Consider the following 19,293-nt stretch of genomic DNA (forward strand, 5'->3'; position numbering starts at 1 on the left):
GCGATCGCGAGCCTAGACACCGTAACGCTTGTTCCCGCCGCTGGTGATGCAATAGCGCCCGCCGCGCGGTCCGATGCAGACATTATAGCCCGAGCATGGACAGGAACCGCCGGACACGCCGCCGCCCGACCGTTTCTTCTTCCGCTTCGTGCTCCGCTTCTTCCAGCTCGCCGCCTTCTTGCGGACCGACGCCATTTTACCCTGCGACACGGATGATTTCCCGCCGACATAGGCGCGGCCGCGCGGCGCATCATAGCTGCCGCCATCGCGGGCACCGACTGTGCCGCCCGGATAGCCGCTCGATCCGCCGCCAGATCCTCCCGTGCCGGAGGCGCCGCCGCGCGGCGCCGAGAGAAGCGCCGCGGCTCCGCCCGCGGCCGCGACACCGCCCGTGTCGGCATCGGCAGCAGGCGGGACGCGCGCCAGATAGCGCGCTGCCACCCAGCAGTTCGCGCCGCCCTCGACGCGCGACCAGTCGCCGCGTTCCTCGGCGATCATCAAGGGCTCACCTCGCCGGAAACTCGCCACCACGTCGGCGCTGGTGGAATCGGCGGATCGGCAGTTAAGGCTGCGCGCCGTGACATAGCGCGGATCCGCCTGCGCCGAGGGCCTGTCGCTCTTCGGCAGGCAGCTACCCACCGCGACAAGAAACAGGAGGCCGAGGATCGCGCAGCCCCCGAGATTGGCATTTCCGGACATGGTCCCCCTCACCCCTGCGCGCGGCTCTCCTGGCCCCCGGGACTGCGCCCGTTACCTGAGGATTGCCGCCCGACCGCTGCAGCAGCCTGTCGCCGCGCTGGTCTATGCCTGCGGACCCCGCGCCGCAATCGCGCCAGCGAGAAGCGCTGCCGACTAAAATATCCGATACGGAGCGGTTCTTGCGCGCAGCCGCATTCCCGTCACCGGCGAAAGCCAGCAAGCGTCTCGAGATCGGCGCGATCGAGGGGCCGCGTGAACCAGAGCCCGCCCCGCGTGCCGCGCGCCCAGCGAACGAGCGCATGCCGGCGCAGGTCGCCGCCCGGGAGCAGCAGGTCGAGCTCGGCCCCCACCTCGAGAGCCTCGCCGAAGACGAACCCCGCGCCGCTTTGCGATATGTCGACCAGGTCGATGGCGCGCGCGTCGCCGCGTAGCGCGACCACCGCCTCGATTTCGATCGGAAGGCGCAGCGCGCGATAGCCTTCTGCGCGCTGCTCGGCAGCGAGCGCGCGCAGCGTCGCGGCGGCATCGATCGGCGCGTCGAAGGCGACACCGAACCGCCCGCCGTCGGCCCAGACGATCGCGCCCGCAAGGTTCACCGTTTCGGAAAGCGCAATCTCGATCGGCTCGCCGACGGTGGCGGCAACGTCGGCGGCGAGCATCAGTCCCTCGTTCGAGATATTGCGGACAAGCCAGAGCCCGGCGTCAGCGCCGCGCCGGACCCGTGCGACGCGGCAGATCGTCCGGTAACGCCCCGAGCTCCGCCGCTCGGCGCCAGAACCGTCCGCGCCCGCGGCGCGCTCTTCGTCCCGAAATCCTGAAAAAGCCCCTTCGTCCATCGCACCCTCCCCTGTTGGGGCACGGACAAAGATCAACCGCGCCCCTGCTCGCCGGCGCCATCGCGCCGACGGACTCGCGGTCCCTGCCGGACAGACCTTCTTCCTCCACGAGACAAGTCGATCCGTTTCCTTGACTAGACGCGCGGGAAGGCAATTTCCGCACCCCCGAAGCCAAATAGTCCGGACCGCGCGAGGTCGCGCGGCCCGGTGGAAAGCGTTCAATCCATTATCGTTTTGAAGCTCGGCGGGGATACGCGCACCCGGCGGAGCGGTTCCCGGCGCGCGGCAAAATCCACAAGGCCGTGCCTGAACTTTAATCCCCGGGTCGACCCCGCCGACGGGTCGCAGCCGGCGGGATCGCCATCATCCTTGCCACCCGCGGATGAAATATCCGTGAAAGCCGCGTCTCAGCCGCCGCCCGAAGCCGCCAGCATCGCGAGCGTGCGCGCGTCGCGCGAGCCGCCGCACCAACGGTCGAGTGCCGCGGCAAGCAGCGGCGACGGAACCGCTGCTTCGAACAGGGTAAGCGAGGACCGGAGCTTCACCGCGTCGACGGCGCCAAAAACCGCTTCGGCATCGCTCCCCTCGAGATCCTGCAGCGCCGCGACGCATTCGGCATAGCGGCGTCCGAGCAGCGGATGCGCCAGATAGGCACGTGCCTCGGCGATATCGGCGATGTCAAAGCGCGCTGCCATCGCGCTTCGTCCGAGCCCCAAGAGCTGCGGAAAGACGAACCACATCCAGTGCGAACGCTTCGCCCCGCGCCGGATTTCGGCAAGCGCCTGCGCATAGACGGGTTCCTGCGCCGCCACGAAACGCTCAAGCCCCGCTTGCTCCCACATTCCAGTCCCCCTGCGCCCATAGCGCCCCGATACGATAGGCCGCCCCCACGGCCCCGAACGCCCTGCGCCGCGCGAACGATGCGGTCAAGCGGTTGCCGGTCGCCCGGCCCCGCAAAGGCGCTGGCGGCGCCATCCGCTGCGACAATAGAGCCTCGATGACCTGACATCCACCGCCGCCGCAACGCAGCAGCGCCGCGGACCTCAACCGAGCAGCTTTGCCTTTTGCGCCGTGAATTCCTCGTCGGTCAGAAGCCCCTGCTCGCGCAGCTTGCCGAGTTTTGCAATTTCGTCGGCAACCGACGATGACGCCGCGACCTCGCTGGCGGCCGGCGCCCGCCCGGCCGCGATCCAGTCGCGTAGCGCAGCAAAACGGTCCCGGTCACCCCGCTCATATTGCAGTCGGTTCTGATTTTGCACATTCGGACTGGCGTGCGGCGAAGGCGGCTTTTCGCCGAGGATATCGAGCGCCATGAACCCGGCGAGCCAGTCGCCGGGCTCCTTCCATGTCACCGACGTGATGCTCGATCGGGGGATGCGCTTGGTTCCGAGAAAGCCGTAGAACCAGACCGAATATTTGAGGACGAGGACGTCGCCTTCCGTCCAGATGGTGATTCCGCCCGCCTTCAAAGCTTGTGCTTCGTCGATCATGCCATGCCCCCCTTGCTCGAACGCTATTGCCGGGCCGCGACGATGTCCAGCGCGCGGCGCCGCCCGCCCGCGGAACGCAATCTCTTGCAGCCCATAAAACTCGCGAGGCGCGCGCGAGGCGCCTGCTACCGCGCCTTGCCCAGGGCGAACTCGACCGGCACGACGAGCGATATAGCGTCTCCGGTGACCGAAGGCGGCGGCTTGGGATAAGGCGCAGCACGGCGCGCGAGTTCAAGAACTTCGATGTCGAGAAGCTGATGCCTGCGGCTCTTGGCGACCTCCGCCCGAACGAGGGCTCCGCTTCGGTCGAGAACGAGCCGCAGGAGGATGAGATCCTCGATCCCGCCCGAGGCTGCGCCCTTCGGATAGCGCTTGCGGCCTTCGATCCGCTCGACGATGGCTTTCTCCCATCTCCTTTCTTCGGGCGATTTGCCGGGGCCTGCCGGAACCGCGGCGGGGACGATCGCGACCTCGCGCGGCGCTGCGGCCGGAAGGCCGCTCGCGGCGGGCGGATCGGCTGCTTCATCGGCCTCGCCTTCGCCGACCGCGACGCTGAGCGGCGCTTCGCTCGCCGCTGCGAGGACCGCGCGCCGACCACCGCCGCCCGGCGCGTCCGTGATGTTCGGCATCTGTCCCGCCGCGTCGGGCTGCGCCGCCTTGACGCCGCCCGCCCACCGCGGTTCGGCGATGAGCTCGACCATCATGCCGCGCTCGGGCACCGGATCGCGGGCGCGTTCGGGAGCGTAGCCGGCGTGCAGCAGAACTCCGAGCGCGAGATGCAGCGCGACCGCGACGAGCCAGCCGACCGGGACTTCGCGTCCGCTGCGCCGCGCCTCGTCGCGATCGAGGGGGACAGGAATGATTTCACGGGGAGGACGCCGTTCGCCGAAGACGACTTCATAAAGAACCGCGCCGCCCGGGATACGCCGCGCCGATTGCAGGCCGCGCTCGAACGAGGGGCGAAGGCGGTTCGGAGCGGCCATTATGCGATCATCAGCCCTCGCTTCATGCGTTCCTCCAAAGCTAGCGGATATAGGTGACACCCGGCAAGACGGTGACATCGACCCCGTGCGAATTCTCGAGCGCCGCGAGCCAGTCGTCGATGCGCGCGATTTCGACGACGGCGCCGACGCGCGTCTTCGCCGCCCTGTCGTCGGCGAGGACGATGACGCCTGGATAATAGCGGTCGAGCTCGGCGACTACCTCGCCGAGCGGCTTGTCCTCGATCACGAGGAGACCGCGCGACCAGGAGAGCGCTTTCGACGCGTCGGCAGGCTCGATCGCCGACATGCGGCGGGCATCGTAGCGCACCGCCTGATCGGGCGTGAGGTCGACGCGCCCGTGCGGCGTCGTGACGCGCACCTTGCCGCGCTGGACGACGACGGCGCCGCCGTCGGCGTCGCGGCGGACCGAGAAGGCCGTGCCGAGCACGCGCACCTCGGCGCCGCCCGCATCGATGGCGAAGGGATGCGCGGTATCGCGCTTGACGTCGAAAAAGGCCTCGCCCTTTGCGAGCGTCACATGACGCACGCCATCGCGATACTCATAATCGATCGCACTGTTCGTGTTGAGCTCGACCCTGCTGCCGTCGGCGAGGACGAGCGAGGCGACCGCGCTGCCCTGCGTCGCATGATCATATTGCCAGACCGCCTGATATTGATAGGCGCCTGCCACCGCGACCGCGAGCGAAGCCGCCATCGCCGCGAACCGGCGCCAGCCAAGAGAAGGCTTCGCGGGGCGCAGCGGAACGACGTTCGAGGGGGTCTCGATGACGCTGCCGAGCGCCATCCAGATACGCTCGGCCTCATTATAGGCCTCGGCATGGTCGGGATTTTCGATCCAGCGGCCAAACTCCGCGAAGTCGGCCGCGCTCACGTCGCCCGACGTCATGCGCGCGAGCCAGTCCGCGGCCTCCTGCGCGGCATCGGGACCTTTGGCGATGGCCCTTCTGTTCTGATCGCTTTCAGTCATATCGCTCGGACGGCCACACCTTCAAAACACCGCAATCCCTGCTCCAACAATAAACACCGTTACGGACCATTTGCCGCGCGCGCTTCGCTTGCCGCGTCCGAGCTTTCCAGCCGGCTCCGGCAATGCGCGATAGCACGTGCGATATATTTTTCGACGAGCGAGGTTGTGACCCCCATCTTTGCTGCGATCTCACTGTGCGTCAGCCCGTGAACGCGCGAGTAGATCAGCATGTCGGGTGCCTTTTCGGGGAGCTCGGCAAAGGCGTCGGCGACGATCGCGAGCTCGCTGCGGGCGATACTGCTGCCCTCATGTCCGTCATCGGCCTCGGCCTGAAGCGGAAAGGACTGGGCGAGACGCTCGTTCCGATACATTGCCCTGCGCGCATCGTCGGTGATGAGATTGACCGCCATCCGGTAGAGATAGGATTTGGCGGCGGCGGGATGGCTCAGCGTCTCGTCGACGCGGTCGAGCCTGAGATAGATTTCATTGACGACATCTTCGGCAAGATCGGGCGGCCGCATCTGGCGCTGCACGAACTGGATGAGCAGAGGCCGGATACGAAAATATTCGTCGCGCAAGAGCGCCGGTCCGGACAGCGCGGCGGAAGCCCCGGCCATGCCGGTTTCTGCAAGCTTCGCGTCGCGCCGTGTCGGAACCATAGACTGTTTCCCACTTCCCCTATCACCAAGACGTATGACGATCGAAAATACCGCAACAGGAAAATAATTTCATGCGGCGGCCATCGGCCAAACAAAAGTTCCGTCCCGGCTATCCCCGACAAGGCAGGTCTGAGGCACTCGCCCCACATCTCCCCCGAGGAATGAAAGACGAGCGTCATGCTGCCGTCACCAAGTTGTAACCACTATTGCGGTGTTGGCCATTGCAACGCGTCCCAGAGATGAAGCGGTTTTTGCGCATTTTGCTCGAAAAAGGGACGGCAGGCGGATGAAACTCGACATTTTCGACAAAAGGCTTCTTGAGCAGCTGCAGCGCGACGCGAATCTGACCGTAGCCAAATTGGCCGAGATCGCGGGCCTCTCCGACACCGCCTGCTGGCGACGGATCAAAAAACTCGAGGAGGCGGGCATTCTCGGTCCGCGCGTCGCGATCCTCGCGCCCGAGAAAATCGGCCTCAAGCTCACCGGCTATGTGATGATCCGCACCACCAGCCATCAGGAGGCATGGATCGACAGCTTCACCGCGACGATCACGGCGATACCCTGGGTCGTCGAATGTCACCGGATGACCGGCGACATCGACTATCTTCTCAAGATCGTCGCACCCGACCTCGCTGCCTACAACGAACTCTACCGGGCGATCGCTCGAATCCCCGGCATCACCGACGTCAACGCAAGCTTTTCGATGGAGCGCATCAAAAGCGTGACTGAGCTTCCGGTTGTAGCCAGCTGATATATTGTTGCTGGTGTGGCGCATTATACGCCGATCGCATTAACAGCGTCGGCATCACTCAAATCGACGATTTGCTCCTACAGCTTCGATCAAGGCTTCGTTTCAGAGCCCATCAGCTTCTGCGTGAAATAGGTCATCTGCAGCGCCTGAAGCCGGGCGCCTTGCTCGACATCCGCGTCGCCCGCATGACCGCCTGCGAGATCTTCGTAGAAGAGATAGGGTATGCCATATTCCTTGAGACGCGCAGCGAATTTCCTGGCATGCTGCGGTCCCACGCGATCATCCTTTGTCGTCGTCCAGATCAGAGGTTCCGGATAGGAGGTGCCCTTGCGAATGTTCGCATAGGGTGAGATCTTCCGCAGGAAGGCCCGTTCTTCGGGAACAGACACGGACCCATATTCGTCGACCCAGGAGGCACCGGCAGCTATTTGTTCATAGCGATTCATGTCGAGAAGCGGCACCTGGATCGCGACCGCTTTCCATAGTTCGGGGCGCTGAGTGAAGGCGACCCCCATCAACAGGCCACCGTTCGATCCGCCATAGATGCCCAGCTTCCCAGCTTCCGTGAGCTTGCGTTCAATCAGGTCCGACGCGACCGCGGCGAAATCGTCATAAACGATCTGGCGCTTGGTCTTGCGCCCCGCCTCGTGCCACGCCGGGCCGAATTCGCCGCCACCACGGATATTGGCGAGGACAAAGCTGCCGCCGCGTTCCAGCCAGGTCTTTCCCAGGCCCCCGCTGTAGAACGGCATGCGAGACACCTGGAAACCGCCGTACGCGGTCATAATCGTCGGCATCGGCCGCTCGCGCACATCCTTTCTACGTACGACGAAATAGGGTATCCTCGTGCCATCGCTCGATGTTGCCTCGAACTGCTCGGTAATCAGCCCCCTGGTGTCGAAGCGCGCGGGCAGAGCCTTGATCTTTTTGAGCGACGCTGGTTTTACCGCATCCACGAACCATAAAGTGGTTGGGTCAAGAAAGCCGGTCACGCTGAAATAGACTGCATCGCTTCCGGAGCTCGCCGCGGCGATCTTGATCGCCATATTATCGGGCAGAGCGAGCTTCTTGGACTTCCATGTATCTGGCGTGAAGACCAGCGCCCGCCCGCGGACATTGTCGTCTACCGTCACGACCAAGCGCGAGCGGGTCGCGATCACATTGCTGACCGATTGGCGCGCATGGGGCACGAACAGGACGCGCGGTACAAGGTCACCGCCATTCCCCAAATCGACAAGCGACACTGCTGCAACTGCGCCGGCAGGAACCGTCTCCCCGCCTGCAGTCCATTCCTCTCTCGTCAACACTATGGCATGTCCGTCAACCAGACCTGCAATGCTTGCCTTGCCGGGCAATCGAGCGCGCTTGGTACCCGTCGCCGTCAAAAGATAAGTCTCATTTTCAAAGAAGGTAACATTTCGCGTGACGAACACAGCGCGATTGCCACGCCCATCGCGGAGAACGAACGGCGCCGAACTGACCTGATCGGTAGCCGCCCCCCGATAAACCTCCACCGCAGAATCCAGGTCGTCGCCCCGGCTCAGCGCCTTGACGATGAAGGGATATCCCGACGCGGTCATGCTCCCTTTGCCCCAATCGCGCGCGACCAGAAGCCTGTCCTTATCCACCCAGATTGCACTTTGCTTCGAAGGTGGCAGGACAAAGCCCCCGTCGACGAACTCTCTCCTGTCGATGTCGAATTCGCGGATTGTTACCGAATCCTCTCCGCCATCGGATAACGACAGAAGACACCGCCGCTCCTCGGGGTCGAGGCACTCGGCCCCCTTCCATACCCATTTCCTTCCTTCCACCCTGGACAGGGCGTCAAGGTCGAGGAGCACCTTCCACCGGGGATTGGGGGACCTATACTGAGCGGGGTCCGTGACGCGCCAGATGCCTTGGGGATGCTCAGCATCGCGCCAGAAATTGAAGATGCGGCCGGCAATGATGTGCGGATCGGGGATACGATCCTTGGCCGAAGCGATCGTCAGCAAATCGCGGTAAAAGATTCGATAGCGCGGATCGGCCTGGAGGCGTTCGAGCGTCCGCCGGTTTTCCATCTCTACCCACGCCATCGAACGCGGCCCGGTCCAGTCCTCGAGCCACACATATGGATCGTCCACAAGCGGTGCCGCGGTCCTTTGCGCAAACGAGGGCATGGCAAGCAGAGCGGCTGCGAGCAGAATGTAAGGGCGCATCTATTCAACCTTTCAGAGCGCGCAGTCTGCGGCTCACCAAATTTGTGCAGCAGATTTTCAAACGGAATTTCCGTGGATGTGACGCAGCCCAAGGCAACTGAAGAAGGCGCACGGACGGACCCCTGTGAACATGGGCCGGTCAATCCAGCAGCTTTGGGGAAGGCATTTGGGCGCCTTCCCGACTGGGAACGTCGGTGTGAGGTTACGTCCGCCTTGGCAGTGCGGCTTACTCGCTTACAACCATTTCCTGTTTTGCGTCTTCGAGCCGAAGCAAGCGGTCGACCCGCGCAAGCACGCCTTGAGCCCCCAATTGCTCCATGAGTTCCGCGTCGCCGGGTTCCGTCGGCCAGTCACCATTGCGCAAATGAAAAATCTGTTGCTCGACGTCGCGATCGCGCCGGGGCAATCGAGCTTTCACCGTTTGCAGCAGTCCGTCGAAGGCCGCCTTGAGGGTCACGGAATCGACCTTGCCCGACTTGATCTGCTTTATTTCGTCGATTGCGGCATTGGCCAGTCGAGCGCGATCTTCGGGCAAGGAGGTGAAGGCCACATGTAATTCATAAGGCGTCTCCTTCGAGATGCCAGAAGGCCGGTCAAAGATGAAAAGATTTCCTGTGGGACTGTAAGTACCGGTTTCTTCTCCTCGTAGGCGGGCAGGTATGCGGATCATGAGAATGCGGTGGACGAGTTCAAGCCCGAGGCGGTCTTCACGCGACAATGGCTGACGGCCAGCGATCCAGATCCGATGCTGTGCTACGCCCGGAAAGCCGGACGTTTTGATATTCAGCGTCGGCCGTTCGGGGAGCTTGATCTCGCCGACGCTGTCGACGGCAATTCCGGATTTTGCGGATCCGAGCGATCCGATGTACCGCTCCAGTTCACGGCGTGCCTCGGATGTCGTCAGCCCGCCGGCTATGACAAAAGTGAAGTCGCCCGGATTTCGGAAGCGATCATCATAGATTTCGGACGTCGTCGGCAGATTTTTGGCGGCGGCCAGCCCGCTTGGCGTCAGTGTCTTGCCGCGATCTCGACTTGCAGCTGTCCGTGCAGGCTGGAGAATGTCACTCTTGGATGGTGACATCATCAGATTTGCTGTCTGCAACACCGGCAGCAGGCCCTCCGAGCCTATGAGGTCGATCGACGCCCCTACATCATCCAGCTTTACGGTTGCGCTCACCCCGGTCACACCGACCGCCTGAGCAAGGGTAGGATGTCCCGCCACAGGCAGCTTCAAGTTTAATCCATAGCGCGCGAGACCGGCGAGCGCTCTCGACGAGGCCTCTGCATATCCTCCCCTTCCGCCGCCCCTGAACGCATAGAGCCTCGAAATGCGACTGTTCGGCGTAGAAATATACCGGACGCGAATCCCGCTTTCAAAACGCAGCTCGATGACGTCGGGCGAAATGCTGCGGGCAGATATTGCCCGCCGGCCAGGGATCTTCGCGACGTCGGCGGCCGTCAAGATGTTGCTCGAATAGCCCGGCCCGGCAACGAATGGTCCAGAGGCTCTCGTGTAAGCAGAATCAAAGGCGGAAAGAGCGATACGGGCATCGGCATCTGACGGTGCACTGCCGATCAATGCCAAGCGCCGCGCCGCGCTCGCGAACCGCGGCCGGACGAAAGCATTTAAATCGTCAAGAGATATCCCGTCAAAGGCCGACGCTGCGCTATTCTCCCTGACGCTGGAAAGGCGAGAAATGTCGCCCGCAATGACCGTCTGACCCAGAGCCGACAAAAGGTTCGCCTTGGCAGGCGAGCTAAGTGTGGCGGCCGCCTCTTTCCTTGCCGCATCGAACTCTTCCCGGCCTAAGCCGAAATCGGCAAGCTGACGATAGAAGCGCCCCATGGTCGTCATGGCCTCGGAATAGGAGGTGGAGGCAGCGGGTAAAACCTTCATTTCCAGTGCCAGGATTCTATCTGTCGGCAGCCCCGAATAATTATTGAATCTCACGTCTTTGATATCGAACTTTCCACGTTCGATGAGCGGCAGCCTAGCCAGTCGCGACGCGATCACGGCGTTGGAAAGCTGAATGAGGTAATCCTCCCGAGCCCTGCCTTGAATGTCGGACTCTGCTGCCGGCCTGGAGAAGCCCGAGATCAGGCGCAACTCCGACCCATCATATCCCCTCACGGCGACGGCTGCCGCAACCGAACCCGGTCCGGGCACGATTTGACCCGTACCTTCGCTTGTACGCACGATACGATCGGCTGTCGGTGCTGCGGGCGCCCTTGAGAAAATTTCGCGAATTCTCGCCTCGACCACCTTCGGATTACCGTCGCAGACGACAAGCAAAGTCATGTTGTCAGGTCGGTACCATCGGCGATGGAAGTCGCGGACATCGTCGATGGTTAAGGCAGACGTCAGGCGAAGATGATCGTTGTTCGACAATTGCGGATTATCGAATACAATGGCCCGGACGGCGTCGCGACGCACGGAGTTGTCGAGCGACTCCAGATTCTCTCCGATGACCGCACCCAATTCTGCTTTGAAGTTTTCCGGCGTGAACTCCATGTCGATGGTTGCCTGGTACAACAGGTCGAGAACCTCGTCCAAGGTAGTTCCCAAGCCATCATTGGTTCGCAGATTGAACGCCGTCACGTCGGGGCCGGTAAAGGCCGAATATTGCGCAGTAAGATTATGAGATATCAGCTGTTTATACAGCCCTCCATCCGGATATTTTTTGGAGCTCCGCATCGACAGGTGCTCGACGAGATGCGCAAGCTCGGCTTTTTCGACGGGCGCGTTGTCGGCACCCACATGCACAATGAGCCTGGACTCGATCTTCGCCCCGGGCAGGCCCGATTGCCTGATATAATACCGAAACCCGTTCGGCAGGACACCAGCCGCTTCGGCCGGCAATTCACCCGAAGCGCCGGAATCCGCTGCGAGCGCTGGGGCGCCCAGCCAAGCTGGCTGGGCGAAGCTTGCAAACACATAAAGCGCTGCGCACGCCGGGACGAGAATACGCATAAATAAACCTCGCAGGATTTTCCATCTAGAGGGCGGGAACCACGCACGCGCCTCTTCGCATTCCCGGGCGGCTCGCCGCCCGGGAACCACGTCAGCGGTGGCTAGAATTTGCCGCGAACGGTCGCTGCGAATGATCGCGGCGCGCCATACCAATGGCCGCTGGTTGGCGTCGCAGCGACCGTCTGATAATAAGTCTTGTCGAAGATATTCTCGAGATTAAGAGTAGCCGACCATTTATCTGAAAATCTGTAATCAATGCGGGCCGACACGACTGCGTGCGGGGGAACTACATATTTGAACGAAACATAGTCCGGCTCTTCGAACGAATTGCAAGGCTGCGCCCCCGAAAGCGGGCTCGGAATCGATCCCGGAGCGAAGTTTACACAAACCTCGCCTTCATAGAAGCCGCTTGACTGACCGTTTATGCCGATAGAGCTGGAAAAGCCGGATAAGAATCCCTCTGCGCCTCCCGCTCCAAAATCGTAGCTCATCCAGAGCTTGTACACATTCTTCGGCTGTGCGCTGCTGAACGGCCTCCCGGAATCGTCACCGTAAATAGCGCCGACAGCCTTATTACTGTTATAATTGTAACTCGCAGCAACCTGCAAACCTTTGAAGACTTCGCCTGCAACCTCCAGATCGAAACCGCGGCTTCGATATGTGTTTTCGGGATTTTGCACGTAGCAGCAGAGGATTCCCGGAGATATTTCGCGAACGCCCGACCCGTCCGGCGGATCAGGCAAGGAAAATCCCTTCTGTGTCATGCGATAGGCCGAAAGTGTCACGTTGAGCTTGCCGTCACGAGCCGCCCATTTGACGCCGCCTTCCCAGTTCGATCCACGAATTGGCTCAAGCGGCTTCAAGTCCGCCGCCAGATAGTTCGACTGCGACCGATAGATGTCGGTATATCCAAGGTAAGCAGTAACCGATTTGGTCAAGTCATATGATAAACTAATGGCCGGGGGCCAGCTGAAGTCGTTTTGGCCATGCTTGATAGCAGCAGTTGACAACGCATCCCCTATCGCAAGACCGAAGCAGCTCGGGGTCACGCCTGGATCGGTCGCGGGAATGCTAGTACAAAGAACGTCGCTTTCAGAAGCAAAGCTGGACCGGCTCCACCGTATGCCTGTTGAGAAGTGCAACCGCTCGATCGGAGTGAGGCGAAGGTTGAAGTAGGCGGTGGTTGTGGTGGAAATGTTCGTGCGTTGATACTGGATCGGAAGCGCATCGCGCGGCTCGCTGAAGATCAGATCATTTGGATCGAATGCGAACACATCGATCTGGGGTCGGGAACCGTTCGGCGATCCGAGGAAATAGAGAGGTCCTCCAGGGTAAGGCTGATAGGGCGCAGACGGAGAACTCGCCAGCGGATCACCATAATCAAAGCTATTCCCACCGTCAGAACGCGAACGACTGATGCCAAGCGCGATCTCTTGTCGCTGGCCGAAAAGCTCAAATGATCCTTGAAGTCCAAGTTGGGCAGCAAGGGCCTCGCTGCTAAAGTCTTGCTGATACGCTTGGAGCCGCGCGCCGCGAAGGTTGTTGGGATTGACTGCGCCGCTGCTGAAACCGACCTTGGTATCGTTTGACTGCCGCGTGTAGGTCAGATCTGCCTTCAGGGTCCAATCACCACCAAGACGCTGCTCCATCCCAGCGAAGACTTCTGTGGTTTCGATGTTCGTCCGATTCCAATCGAAGCATAGACAGATTGACCTGGGCAGCTCGAGATCGCCGCCGGTCAAGTAGCGCGGCAAGCCACCCCGCCACGGTACGCTGGCCTGCCGGGTGTGGCTGAAGCCACCTGTTAGCAAGGTCGAAGGCGTAAGGTCGAATTCGGCAATGCCGTAGACAAGGGTCTTGTTGTCCTTGGCCGTGTCATAAAAAAACTTGTTCGTCTGATAGGTCATGACGAGGCGGCCGCGGAGACGCCCGTCGAGTGCGAGTGGCGACGTCGCATCGGCTACGATCCGATAGTTGCTCCAGCTACCCGCCTGCGCTTCTACAGTGAATTGCGGGTGATCCAGCGGCTTCTTGCGAACAAGATTGATTGTCCCCGAGGGATCGCCGTAGCCGCCGAACTGGGCACCGGCACCGCGAAGAAGCTCCACATGATCGTACATCGCCATATCGATGATCGGCGCCAAACCAGACTCGGTGCTTATGGGCGCCCCACCGTCTATCTGTATGTTACTGACCCGAAAGCCGCGCGAGTAAAATGTATAATCGAGGCTCGTCGCGCCCTGCTCCAGCGTGATCCCGGGCAACTGACGCATTGCCGATGTCAGGTCGGTAACGTTGCGCTGCTCGAGCATCTCGTCGGTCAGCAGGCTGATCGACTGTGGGACGTCCTTGATGGCCTGCGGAGTCTTTGACCCAACGGTAAGCGCGCCCGAGGTAAAGCTTCCAGTTCCTTCGGTCGCGGTAATATCCCTGGATCCGTTGACACCGTTCACACCGACTGCCTGACCTTGGCGGCCGAAACCGGCGCCGCCCTGCGAGCCATCGATACGAACCACGTCGAGGACCCGATCCCCATCGCTTGCGTCCGCGGGGCGCTCGATCGCGATCGTATTGTTCCCGACGGACCGCCAAGTCAGCCCGGTTCCCGCGAGCATCCGCCCAAGCGCCTCCGTGCCGTTCATGCGGCCACTCACCGCGCTCGACCGCACGCCAGCACCCACCGCGCTGTCGACGACGAGCTGCATGCCGCCCTGCTCGGACAATTGCGCCGCCGCCGACGTCAGCGACTGGGCCGGCACATTGTAGGAGCGCACCTGCTCCGATTGCGCAAAAGCCGCCGGTGCGACCATCAGGGACAAGCTCGTGCCCCCCAACAGAGCCGCCGCAAATCTGAAATGCTTCGCCTTCGTCATGTTCATCATAGTCCCCCTCAGCCTCCGTTACAGAATTGCTTCATTTCTCGGACGGCCGGGCGCCGGATTCACCGCAATCGCGCCTGCAATTTTCTTTCACAAAGCGATTTGCCGATCATCTGCGGACGGTACGCGGGGCATAGAATGCCATATTCCAGAACCTCCGGCGCACGAAAAAGGCCGGCAGCGCGCGATGTGCTGCCGGCCCCTATCTTGTCTCCATTGCCTCGTTATCGGCGACGCTTCACCGCGAAGATGATCGGGATTTCCTTGATGATTGGATCGCCCGTCACCCGTTCGGGCGGCTTCGGAAAGGGCGACGCGCGCCGTAGCACCGCGAGCGCCTCGGCATCGACGAGCGCATAGCCGCGCGAGCTCTTGATCTTCGCATCGAGCAAGCGTCCGCTCCGATCGATCGTCACGATCACGCGGACGAGATCCTGCTGCCCCGCGGCCTGCGCCGCTGCCGGAAAACGCAGATTGCGCTGGATCGCCGCGAGCAGTTTCGCTTCCCAGTTCGGATCGGCGTTCGACGGGCTGTTCGACGTCAGCCCCTGCGCGGGCGCCTTGGGCGCGTCCTTCCGCTCAAGCTGCGGCGCGGCAGGCGGCGTGGTTTCCTCGGCGGGCTTTTCAGCCTGCTTTTCATTGGGTTTGACCTCTTCCTTCAGCGGCACCGCAACCTCGGGTTTCACGGCAAAGGCGAGCTTGGGCACGGGCGGGATTTTCAGATCCTCGACCACGGGCTTCGGCTGCGCCTTCACCTGCTCGGGCTGCGGCATCGCATCGACGGGCTCGGCGGGCGCCGACGGCAACGGCGCCATGTCGATCACCATCGCGGCCGCCGGCAGGCTCGGGGTCGCATTCGCAAAGCCGACGAATAGCGCCGCCGCGGCGCCCGCATGCACCGCCAGCGACACGCAGATGCCCGAAATTACTCGCTGCCGGTCGCTGTCGATCATTGTGCCGCGCCCTGTTCGAGCCCGACGAGCGCGACCTTGAGATAACCCGCCGCGCGCAGCTCGTTCATCAGCGCCATCAGGTCGCCATAGTTCACAACCTGGTCGGCGCGCAGGAAGATGCGGACATTGCGATCGCCCTTCGACGCCGCGTTCAGCCGCTCGGCGAGTTCTGCGCGCTCGATCCGGTCGTTGCCGAGGCTGAGCGACATATCCTCGCCAAGGCTGAGCACCACCGGGTCCTGGTTTTGCGGCTGCGCTTCGGCGGTCGAGACCGGCAGGTCGATCGGCACATTCACGGTTGCGAGCGGCGCCGCGACCATGAAGATGATCAGAAGCACGAGCATGACGTCGATGAACGGCGTCACATTGATGTCGTGATTGAGATCGAGCCCGTCATCGCTGTGCGAAAGCTTCATCGCCATAATCTGTCTCCCCGGCCCGGACCGTCAGGCCGCATGCGCGGGCCGGGCGCCGCCGGCGAGCTGGCGATCGACCTCATGGCTGACGAGGCAGGCGATATTGGTGGACACCTCGGAGAGCAGGCGGCGCTGGCCGGCGATGAAGCGTGCGACATGATTATACATGATGACCGCCGGGATCGCGGCGACGAGACCCATTGCGGTTGCGAGCAGGGCTTCGGCAATGCCGGGCGCGACAACCGCGAGATTGGTGGTGTTCGACTGCGAGATGCCGATGAAGCTGTTCATGATCCCCCAGACGGTCCCGAACAGCCCGACGAAGGGCGTGATCGCGCCGACCGTCGCGAGCACACTCGCGCCCTTCAGCATCTTCTCGATGGTGCCCGATTCGATGTTGAGGAGGCGTGCCGCCACGCGCTCCTTCATACCTTCCGCCGCCTCGACCGACCGGATTGCGCCCGCCTTGACGACTTCGCTGCGCACGGCCGCGAGCATTCGCACCGAAGCCGGGCTCTCGGGCTTGGGCGCGCGATCGAGATCGACGACGGTTTCGAGCATCGCGCAGTCGGCGCGCAGCTCGGCCCTGCCCTTTTTGAGCTCGAGCAGCTTCATGACCCAGATCGTCCAGGTCGCGACCGACGCGAGAAGAAGCAGAATCATCACGAACTGCACGACAGCGGTCGCATGCGCGAACATCTGCCAGTAGGTGATATTTTTCGGGACGACGAGCGTGCTGATCGACCCCGGCGCGGCGGCGAACGCGGCAGAAGGGACGAACAGTGAGGCGGCACCAGCCACCAGCACGCCAGCGCGCATCGGGCCCGCGCCGGCGCCGCGCTGGCGCGGGGTCAGAAGTGAAGTCAGCATCATAGGTCTCCCGGTCTGGTGTCCGGCGGCAGGCGCGCCCGGACCGAGCGCGCGCCACCACCGGAATTTTTTTCCGATTTCTGGACTGGGACGGACGGCGAAGCGCGCAGCCACAACGCGGACGAGAAAAATATTTCATCGGCGATTGCGGGTATCGCCCCGCTCCCTCGTTCTGGGGTCATGGAGCCTATGACCGGCGACGGACAGCCGCGCCTTTCGAACTTGGATGGCGCGGGCGGGAGACACGCGATGGACGCAATCGATATCCGGATCCTCGGGCTGATCCAGGAGGATGACAGCCGACCGCTCGCCGAGGTCGCCCGTATAGCGGGTCTCTCGCGCACCGGCTGCTGGCACCGCATCCGGCGCATGGAGGCCGAGGGCGTGATCCACCGCCGGGTTGCTCTGCTCGACGCGGCCCGGCTCGGCAAGGGCACGACCGCCTTTGTGACCCTGAAAACGCAGGACAAGAGCGACGCGCTGCTCGAGCGACTGCGCCGCGCCGCCGCCGCCATGCCGCAGGCGGTCGAGCTTCACCGGGTTACCGGCGGCGACTATCTGCTCAAGCTGAGGCTCCCGGGCGTCGACGCCTATGACGAGGTCTTTCGCAGTCTCGCGGCGCTCCTGCCCGACTGCCATATCTCGGCGACCTTCTCGATGGACGTCATCAAGGATACGACCGCGATCCCGCTGCCTTGAGCTTCGTTGGCGCCCGCTTGCGGCACGCGAAGCGCGCCAGGGCCAGACCCACGCCGCGCGCGAACGAAGACGATCGGTCCACCAAATCGAATGCCAAAAATGAGCAATGCATTGCCCACGAACCTATTTCGCGGTCAATGCATTGACCATCAGCCCTTGACTTTCAGCCCAATCCTGTCAAATGGTCACTCCATTGACCATGAAGAGCCTTTACGGTCAATGGAGTGACCATCATGCCCGCGACGAACAAAAGAAGCTATGCTCGCTACACGCTCGCCGCGGCGACGCTGCTCGGCCAGAATGTCGCGCTCGAGCGCCGGAACCGCAAGATGACCGCGCAGGATCTCGCCGACCGGCTCGGCATCACGCGCCACACGCTGCGCCGGATCGAACAGGGCGACCCCAAGGTCGAGCTCGGTCTTGCCTTCGAGGCGTGCACGCTGCTCGGCATCGCCTTGTTCGGCGGTGACCGTGGGCGGATCGAGCAGGAGATACGGACGGGAGCACGGCATCTTGCGCTGCTCCCGCAGGCCGCGCGTCCGCGCTCCGCCAAAGGCAATGACGATGATTTCTGATCTCGCACCGCCCCGCGAGGCCTATGTCTGGGTCTGGCTCCCCGGCGCGACCGAGCCGATCGTCGCGGGCCGGCTCGCGAGCGCGGGCGACGAGATCGATTTCATCTACGGCCGCTCCTACCGCGAGCGCACCGATGCGATTCCCCTCTATATGCCCGAGCTGCCGCTCGTCGCGGGACCGATCCGCCCCGAGCGCGGCCTCGTCATCGCCAATGCGATCCGTGACGCAGCGCCCGACGCCTGGGGCCGGCGGGTGATCCTCAACCGCCTGCTCGGCCGCGGCGCCGACCTCGACGCCGCGCAGCTCGATGAGTTGACCTTTCTCTTGTCGTCGGGCTCCGATCGTGCGGGCGCGCTCGACTTCCAGGCCTCGGCGCGCGACTATGTGCCGCGCGGCAGCGGAGGAACGCTGGACGAACTCATCCGCTCGGCCGAACGGGTGGAACATAATATCCCCCTCACCCCTGAGCTCGACCAGGCGCTGCACCATGGAAGCTCGATCGGCGGCGCGCGTCCCAAGGCGCTGATCACCGCGGGCGACACCAAATATATCGCCAAATTTTCGAGCGGGAACGACAGCTATAATGTCGTGAAAGGCGAATATGTCGCGATGCGCCTTGCCGCGATTGCCGGGATCGACGTCGCGCCGGTGCGGCTCGAACATGCCGCGGGCAAGGATATATTGCTCGTCGAGCGGTTCGACCGCGTCCACGAAGACGCCGGCTGGACCCGCCGCGCGATGGTCTCGGCGCTCACGATGCTTGGCCTCTCCGAGATGGAGGCGCGCTATGCGAGCTACCAGGATCTGGCCGAAGAGATCCGCCGCCGCTTCGCCGAGCCGCAGCGCATGCTCCACGAGCTGTTCGCGCGCATGATGTTCAACATCCTCGTCGGCAATGTCGACGACCATGCGCGCAATCATGCCGCCTTCTGGAACGGGCATGATCTGAGGCTCACCCCCGCCTACGACATTTGCCCGCAGGGGCGCGCGGGCGAGGAAGCGAGCCAGGCGATGCTGATCCATGACGATGTGCGCGCAAGCCAGCTTGGCGCGTGCATCGCCGCGGCGCCGCATTTTCACTTGAGCGAGGCGCGCGCGATCGAGATCGCCGACGCCCAGCTGCGCGTCATTGCCGAGAATTGGCGCGCGGTGTGCGACGAGGCGCAGCTTGGTGAAATCGACCGCCGCTATTTCTGGGGCCGTCAGTTCCTCAATCCCTACGCCTTCTACAGCCTGCCGCCTGCCGCCGCCGATCTCGAGCCGCGCGCGCGCGCCTGGCGCGAACAGATGAGTTGACCGCTCGCTGATAGAGGCAGAAACGAAGC

17 protein-coding genes are annotated in these 19,293 nt (G+C 62.9%); 4 read left to right on the plus strand and 13 right to left on the minus strand.

Annotation, left to right across the window (positions count from 1 at the left end; all coding sequences use genetic code 11):
* Positions 1-12 precede the first annotated feature (12 nt).
* The 7 genes from BLW56_RS20990 to BLW56_RS02740 all read right to left on the minus strand — a co-directional run bounded on the left by BLW56_RS20990 (position 13) and on the right by BLW56_RS02740 (position 5,613).
* Positions 13-699 (minus strand): SH3 domain-containing protein, encoded by a 687-nt coding sequence (locus BLW56_RS20990; protein ID WP_093509113.1) that lies wholly within the window; start codon positions 697-699, stop codon positions 13-15.
* Between the two features lie 200 nt (positions 700-899).
* On the minus strand, positions 900-1,535 hold the full coding sequence (locus BLW56_RS02715; protein WP_093509114.1) for a PilZ domain-containing protein: 636 nt from the start codon (positions 1,533-1,535) through the stop codon (positions 900-902).
* A 407-nt stretch (positions 1,536-1,942) separates the two neighbouring features.
* A complete protein-coding gene (locus tag BLW56_RS02720) occupies positions 1,943-2,377 on the minus strand; it encodes a DUF1810 domain-containing protein (protein WP_093509115.1) in 435 nt (144 codons plus the stop codon).
* Positions 2,378-2,578: 201 nt separating this feature from the next.
* Complete coding sequence (locus BLW56_RS02725; protein ID WP_093509116.1) at positions 2,579-3,025, minus strand: SHOCT domain-containing protein; 447 nt, start codon at positions 3,023-3,025, stop codon at positions 2,579-2,581.
* A gap of 125 nt (positions 3,026-3,150) precedes the next feature.
* Positions 3,151-4,008: an energy transducer TonB family protein gene (locus tag BLW56_RS02730; protein WP_177175771.1), complete on the minus strand. Its 858-nt coding sequence runs from the start codon at positions 4,006-4,008 to the stop codon at positions 3,151-3,153.
* Between the two features lie 40 nt (positions 4,009-4,048).
* Complete coding sequence (locus BLW56_RS02735) at positions 4,049-4,996, minus strand: FecR family protein (protein ID WP_093509118.1); 948 nt, start codon at positions 4,994-4,996, stop codon at positions 4,049-4,051.
* Between the two features lie 59 nt (positions 4,997-5,055).
* Complete coding sequence (locus BLW56_RS02740) at positions 5,056-5,613, minus strand: RNA polymerase sigma factor (protein WP_177175772.1); 558 nt, start codon at positions 5,611-5,613, stop codon at positions 5,056-5,058.
* Positions 5,614-5,941: 328 nt separating this feature from the next.
* Between BLW56_RS02740 and BLW56_RS02745 the strand changes: the two genes are divergently transcribed.
* Positions 5,942-6,406, plus strand: a complete 465-nt coding sequence (locus BLW56_RS02745; protein WP_093509120.1) for an Lrp/AsnC family transcriptional regulator — start codon at positions 5,942-5,944, stop codon at positions 6,404-6,406.
* A gap of 89 nt (positions 6,407-6,495) precedes the next feature.
* On the opposite strand, the gene BLW56_RS02750 is transcribed toward BLW56_RS02745, so the two are convergent.
* The 6 genes from BLW56_RS02750 to exbB all read right to left on the minus strand — a co-directional run bounded on the left by BLW56_RS02750 (position 6,496) and on the right by exbB (position 16,693).
* Complete coding sequence (locus BLW56_RS02750; RefSeq protein ID WP_093509121.1) at positions 6,496-8,604, minus strand: prolyl oligopeptidase family serine peptidase; 2,109 nt, start codon at positions 8,602-8,604, stop codon at positions 6,496-6,498.
* Positions 8,605-8,830: 226 nt separating this feature from the next.
* A complete protein-coding gene (locus BLW56_RS02755; protein ID WP_093509122.1) occupies positions 8,831-11,575 on the minus strand; it encodes a M16 family metallopeptidase in 2,745 nt (914 codons plus the stop codon).
* A 101-nt stretch (positions 11,576-11,676) separates the two neighbouring features.
* The gene (locus BLW56_RS02760; RefSeq protein ID WP_093509123.1) at positions 11,677-14,457 is read right to left on the minus strand and encodes a TonB-dependent siderophore receptor; all 2,781 of its coding nucleotides are present in this window, start codon (positions 14,455-14,457) and stop codon (positions 11,677-11,679) included.
* A 221-nt stretch (positions 14,458-14,678) separates the two neighbouring features.
* Positions 14,679-15,407, minus strand: a complete 729-nt coding sequence (locus tag BLW56_RS02765; protein ID WP_093509124.1) for a TonB family protein — start codon at positions 15,405-15,407, stop codon at positions 14,679-14,681.
* Complete coding sequence (gene exbD, locus BLW56_RS02770; protein ID WP_093509125.1) at positions 15,404-15,829, minus strand: TonB system transport protein ExbD; 426 nt, start codon at positions 15,827-15,829, stop codon at positions 15,404-15,406. The genes BLW56_RS02765 and exbD overlap by 4 nt, the downstream gene beginning before the upstream one ends.
* Positions 15,830-15,853: 24 nt before the next feature.
* Positions 15,854-16,693, minus strand: a complete 840-nt coding sequence (exbB, locus tag BLW56_RS02775; RefSeq protein WP_177175773.1) for a tonB-system energizer ExbB — start codon at positions 16,691-16,693, stop codon at positions 15,854-15,856.
* Positions 16,694-16,942: 249 nt separating this feature from the next.
* Between exbB and BLW56_RS02780 the strand changes: the two genes are divergently transcribed.
* The 3 genes from BLW56_RS02780 to BLW56_RS02790 all read left to right on the plus strand — a co-directional run bounded on the left by BLW56_RS02780 (position 16,943) and on the right by BLW56_RS02790 (position 19,264).
* Positions 16,943-17,392: an Lrp/AsnC family transcriptional regulator gene (locus tag BLW56_RS02780; protein WP_177175774.1), complete on the plus strand. Its 450-nt coding sequence runs from the start codon at positions 16,943-16,945 to the stop codon at positions 17,390-17,392.
* A gap of 233 nt (positions 17,393-17,625) precedes the next feature.
* On the plus strand, positions 17,626-17,967 hold the full coding sequence (locus BLW56_RS02785; protein WP_093509128.1) for a helix-turn-helix transcriptional regulator: 342 nt from the start codon (positions 17,626-17,628) through the stop codon (positions 17,965-17,967).
* Positions 17,957-19,264 (plus strand): type II toxin-antitoxin system HipA family toxin, encoded by a 1,308-nt coding sequence (locus BLW56_RS02790; protein ID WP_093509129.1) that lies wholly within the window; start codon positions 17,957-17,959, stop codon positions 19,262-19,264. Before BLW56_RS02785 ends, BLW56_RS02790 begins: the two co-directional genes overlap by 11 nt.
* The last annotated feature ends 29 nt before the right edge of the window (positions 19,265-19,293 follow it).

The organism is Sphingopyxis sp. YR583, assembly GCF_900108295.1.
In the GTDB taxonomy this organism is placed as follows: Bacteria; Pseudomonadota; Alphaproteobacteria; order Sphingomonadales; family Sphingomonadaceae; genus Sphingopyxis.

What these genes read in the sequence shown, in the direction of transcription:
- exbD (WP_093509125.1), bottom strand. Translation starts at nt 15,829, where the DNA reads ATGGCGATGAAGCTTTCGCACAGCGATGACGGGCTCGATCTCAATCAC.
- BLW56_RS02720 (WP_093509115.1), bottom strand. Translation starts at nt 2,377, where the DNA reads ATGTGGGAGCAAGCGGGGCTTGAGCGTTTCGTGGCGGCGCAGGAACCC.
- BLW56_RS02765 (WP_093509124.1), bottom strand. Translation starts at nt 15,407, where the DNA reads ATGATCGACAGCGACCGGCAGCGAGTAATTTCGGGCATCTGCGTGTCG.
- BLW56_RS02715 (WP_093509114.1), bottom strand. Translation starts at nt 1,535, where the DNA reads ATGGACGAAGGGGCTTTTTCAGGATTTCGGGACGAAGAGCGCGCCGCG.
- BLW56_RS02785 (WP_093509128.1), top strand. Translation starts at nt 17,626, where the DNA reads ATGCCCGCGACGAACAAAAGAAGCTATGCTCGCTACACGCTCGCCGCG.
- BLW56_RS02730 (WP_177175771.1), bottom strand. Translation starts at nt 4,008, where the DNA reads ATGGCCGCTCCGAACCGCCTTCGCCCCTCGTTCGAGCGCGGCCTGCAA.
- BLW56_RS20990 (WP_093509113.1), bottom strand. Translation starts at nt 699, where the DNA reads ATGTCCGGAAATGCCAATCTCGGGGGCTGCGCGATCCTCGGCCTCCTG.
- BLW56_RS02755 (WP_093509122.1), bottom strand. Translation starts at nt 11,575, where the DNA reads ATGCGTATTCTCGTCCCGGCGTGCGCAGCGCTTTATGTGTTTGCAAGC.
- BLW56_RS02750 (WP_093509121.1), bottom strand. Translation starts at nt 8,604, where the DNA reads ATGCGCCCTTACATTCTGCTCGCAGCCGCTCTGCTTGCCATGCCCTCG.
- BLW56_RS02735 (WP_093509118.1), bottom strand. Translation starts at nt 4,996, where the DNA reads ATGACTGAAAGCGATCAGAACAGAAGGGCCATCGCCAAAGGTCCCGAT.
- BLW56_RS02780 (WP_177175774.1), top strand. Translation starts at nt 16,943, where the DNA reads ATGGACGCAATCGATATCCGGATCCTCGGGCTGATCCAGGAGGATGAC.
- BLW56_RS02760 (WP_093509123.1), bottom strand. Translation starts at nt 14,457, where the DNA reads ATGATGAACATGACGAAGGCGAAGCATTTCAGATTTGCGGCGGCTCTG.
- exbB (WP_177175773.1), bottom strand. Translation starts at nt 16,693, where the DNA reads ATGCTGACTTCACTTCTGACCCCGCGCCAGCGCGGCGCCGGCGCGGGC.
- BLW56_RS02790 (WP_093509129.1), top strand. Translation starts at nt 17,957, where the DNA reads ATGATTTCTGATCTCGCACCGCCCCGCGAGGCCTATGTCTGGGTCTGG.
- BLW56_RS02740 (WP_177175772.1), bottom strand. Translation starts at nt 5,613, where the DNA reads ATGGCCGGGGCTTCCGCCGCGCTGTCCGGACCGGCGCTCTTGCGCGAC.
- BLW56_RS02725 (WP_093509116.1), bottom strand. Translation starts at nt 3,025, where the DNA reads ATGATCGACGAAGCACAAGCTTTGAAGGCGGGCGGAATCACCATCTGG.
- BLW56_RS02745 (WP_093509120.1), top strand. Translation starts at nt 5,942, where the DNA reads ATGAAACTCGACATTTTCGACAAAAGGCTTCTTGAGCAGCTGCAGCGC.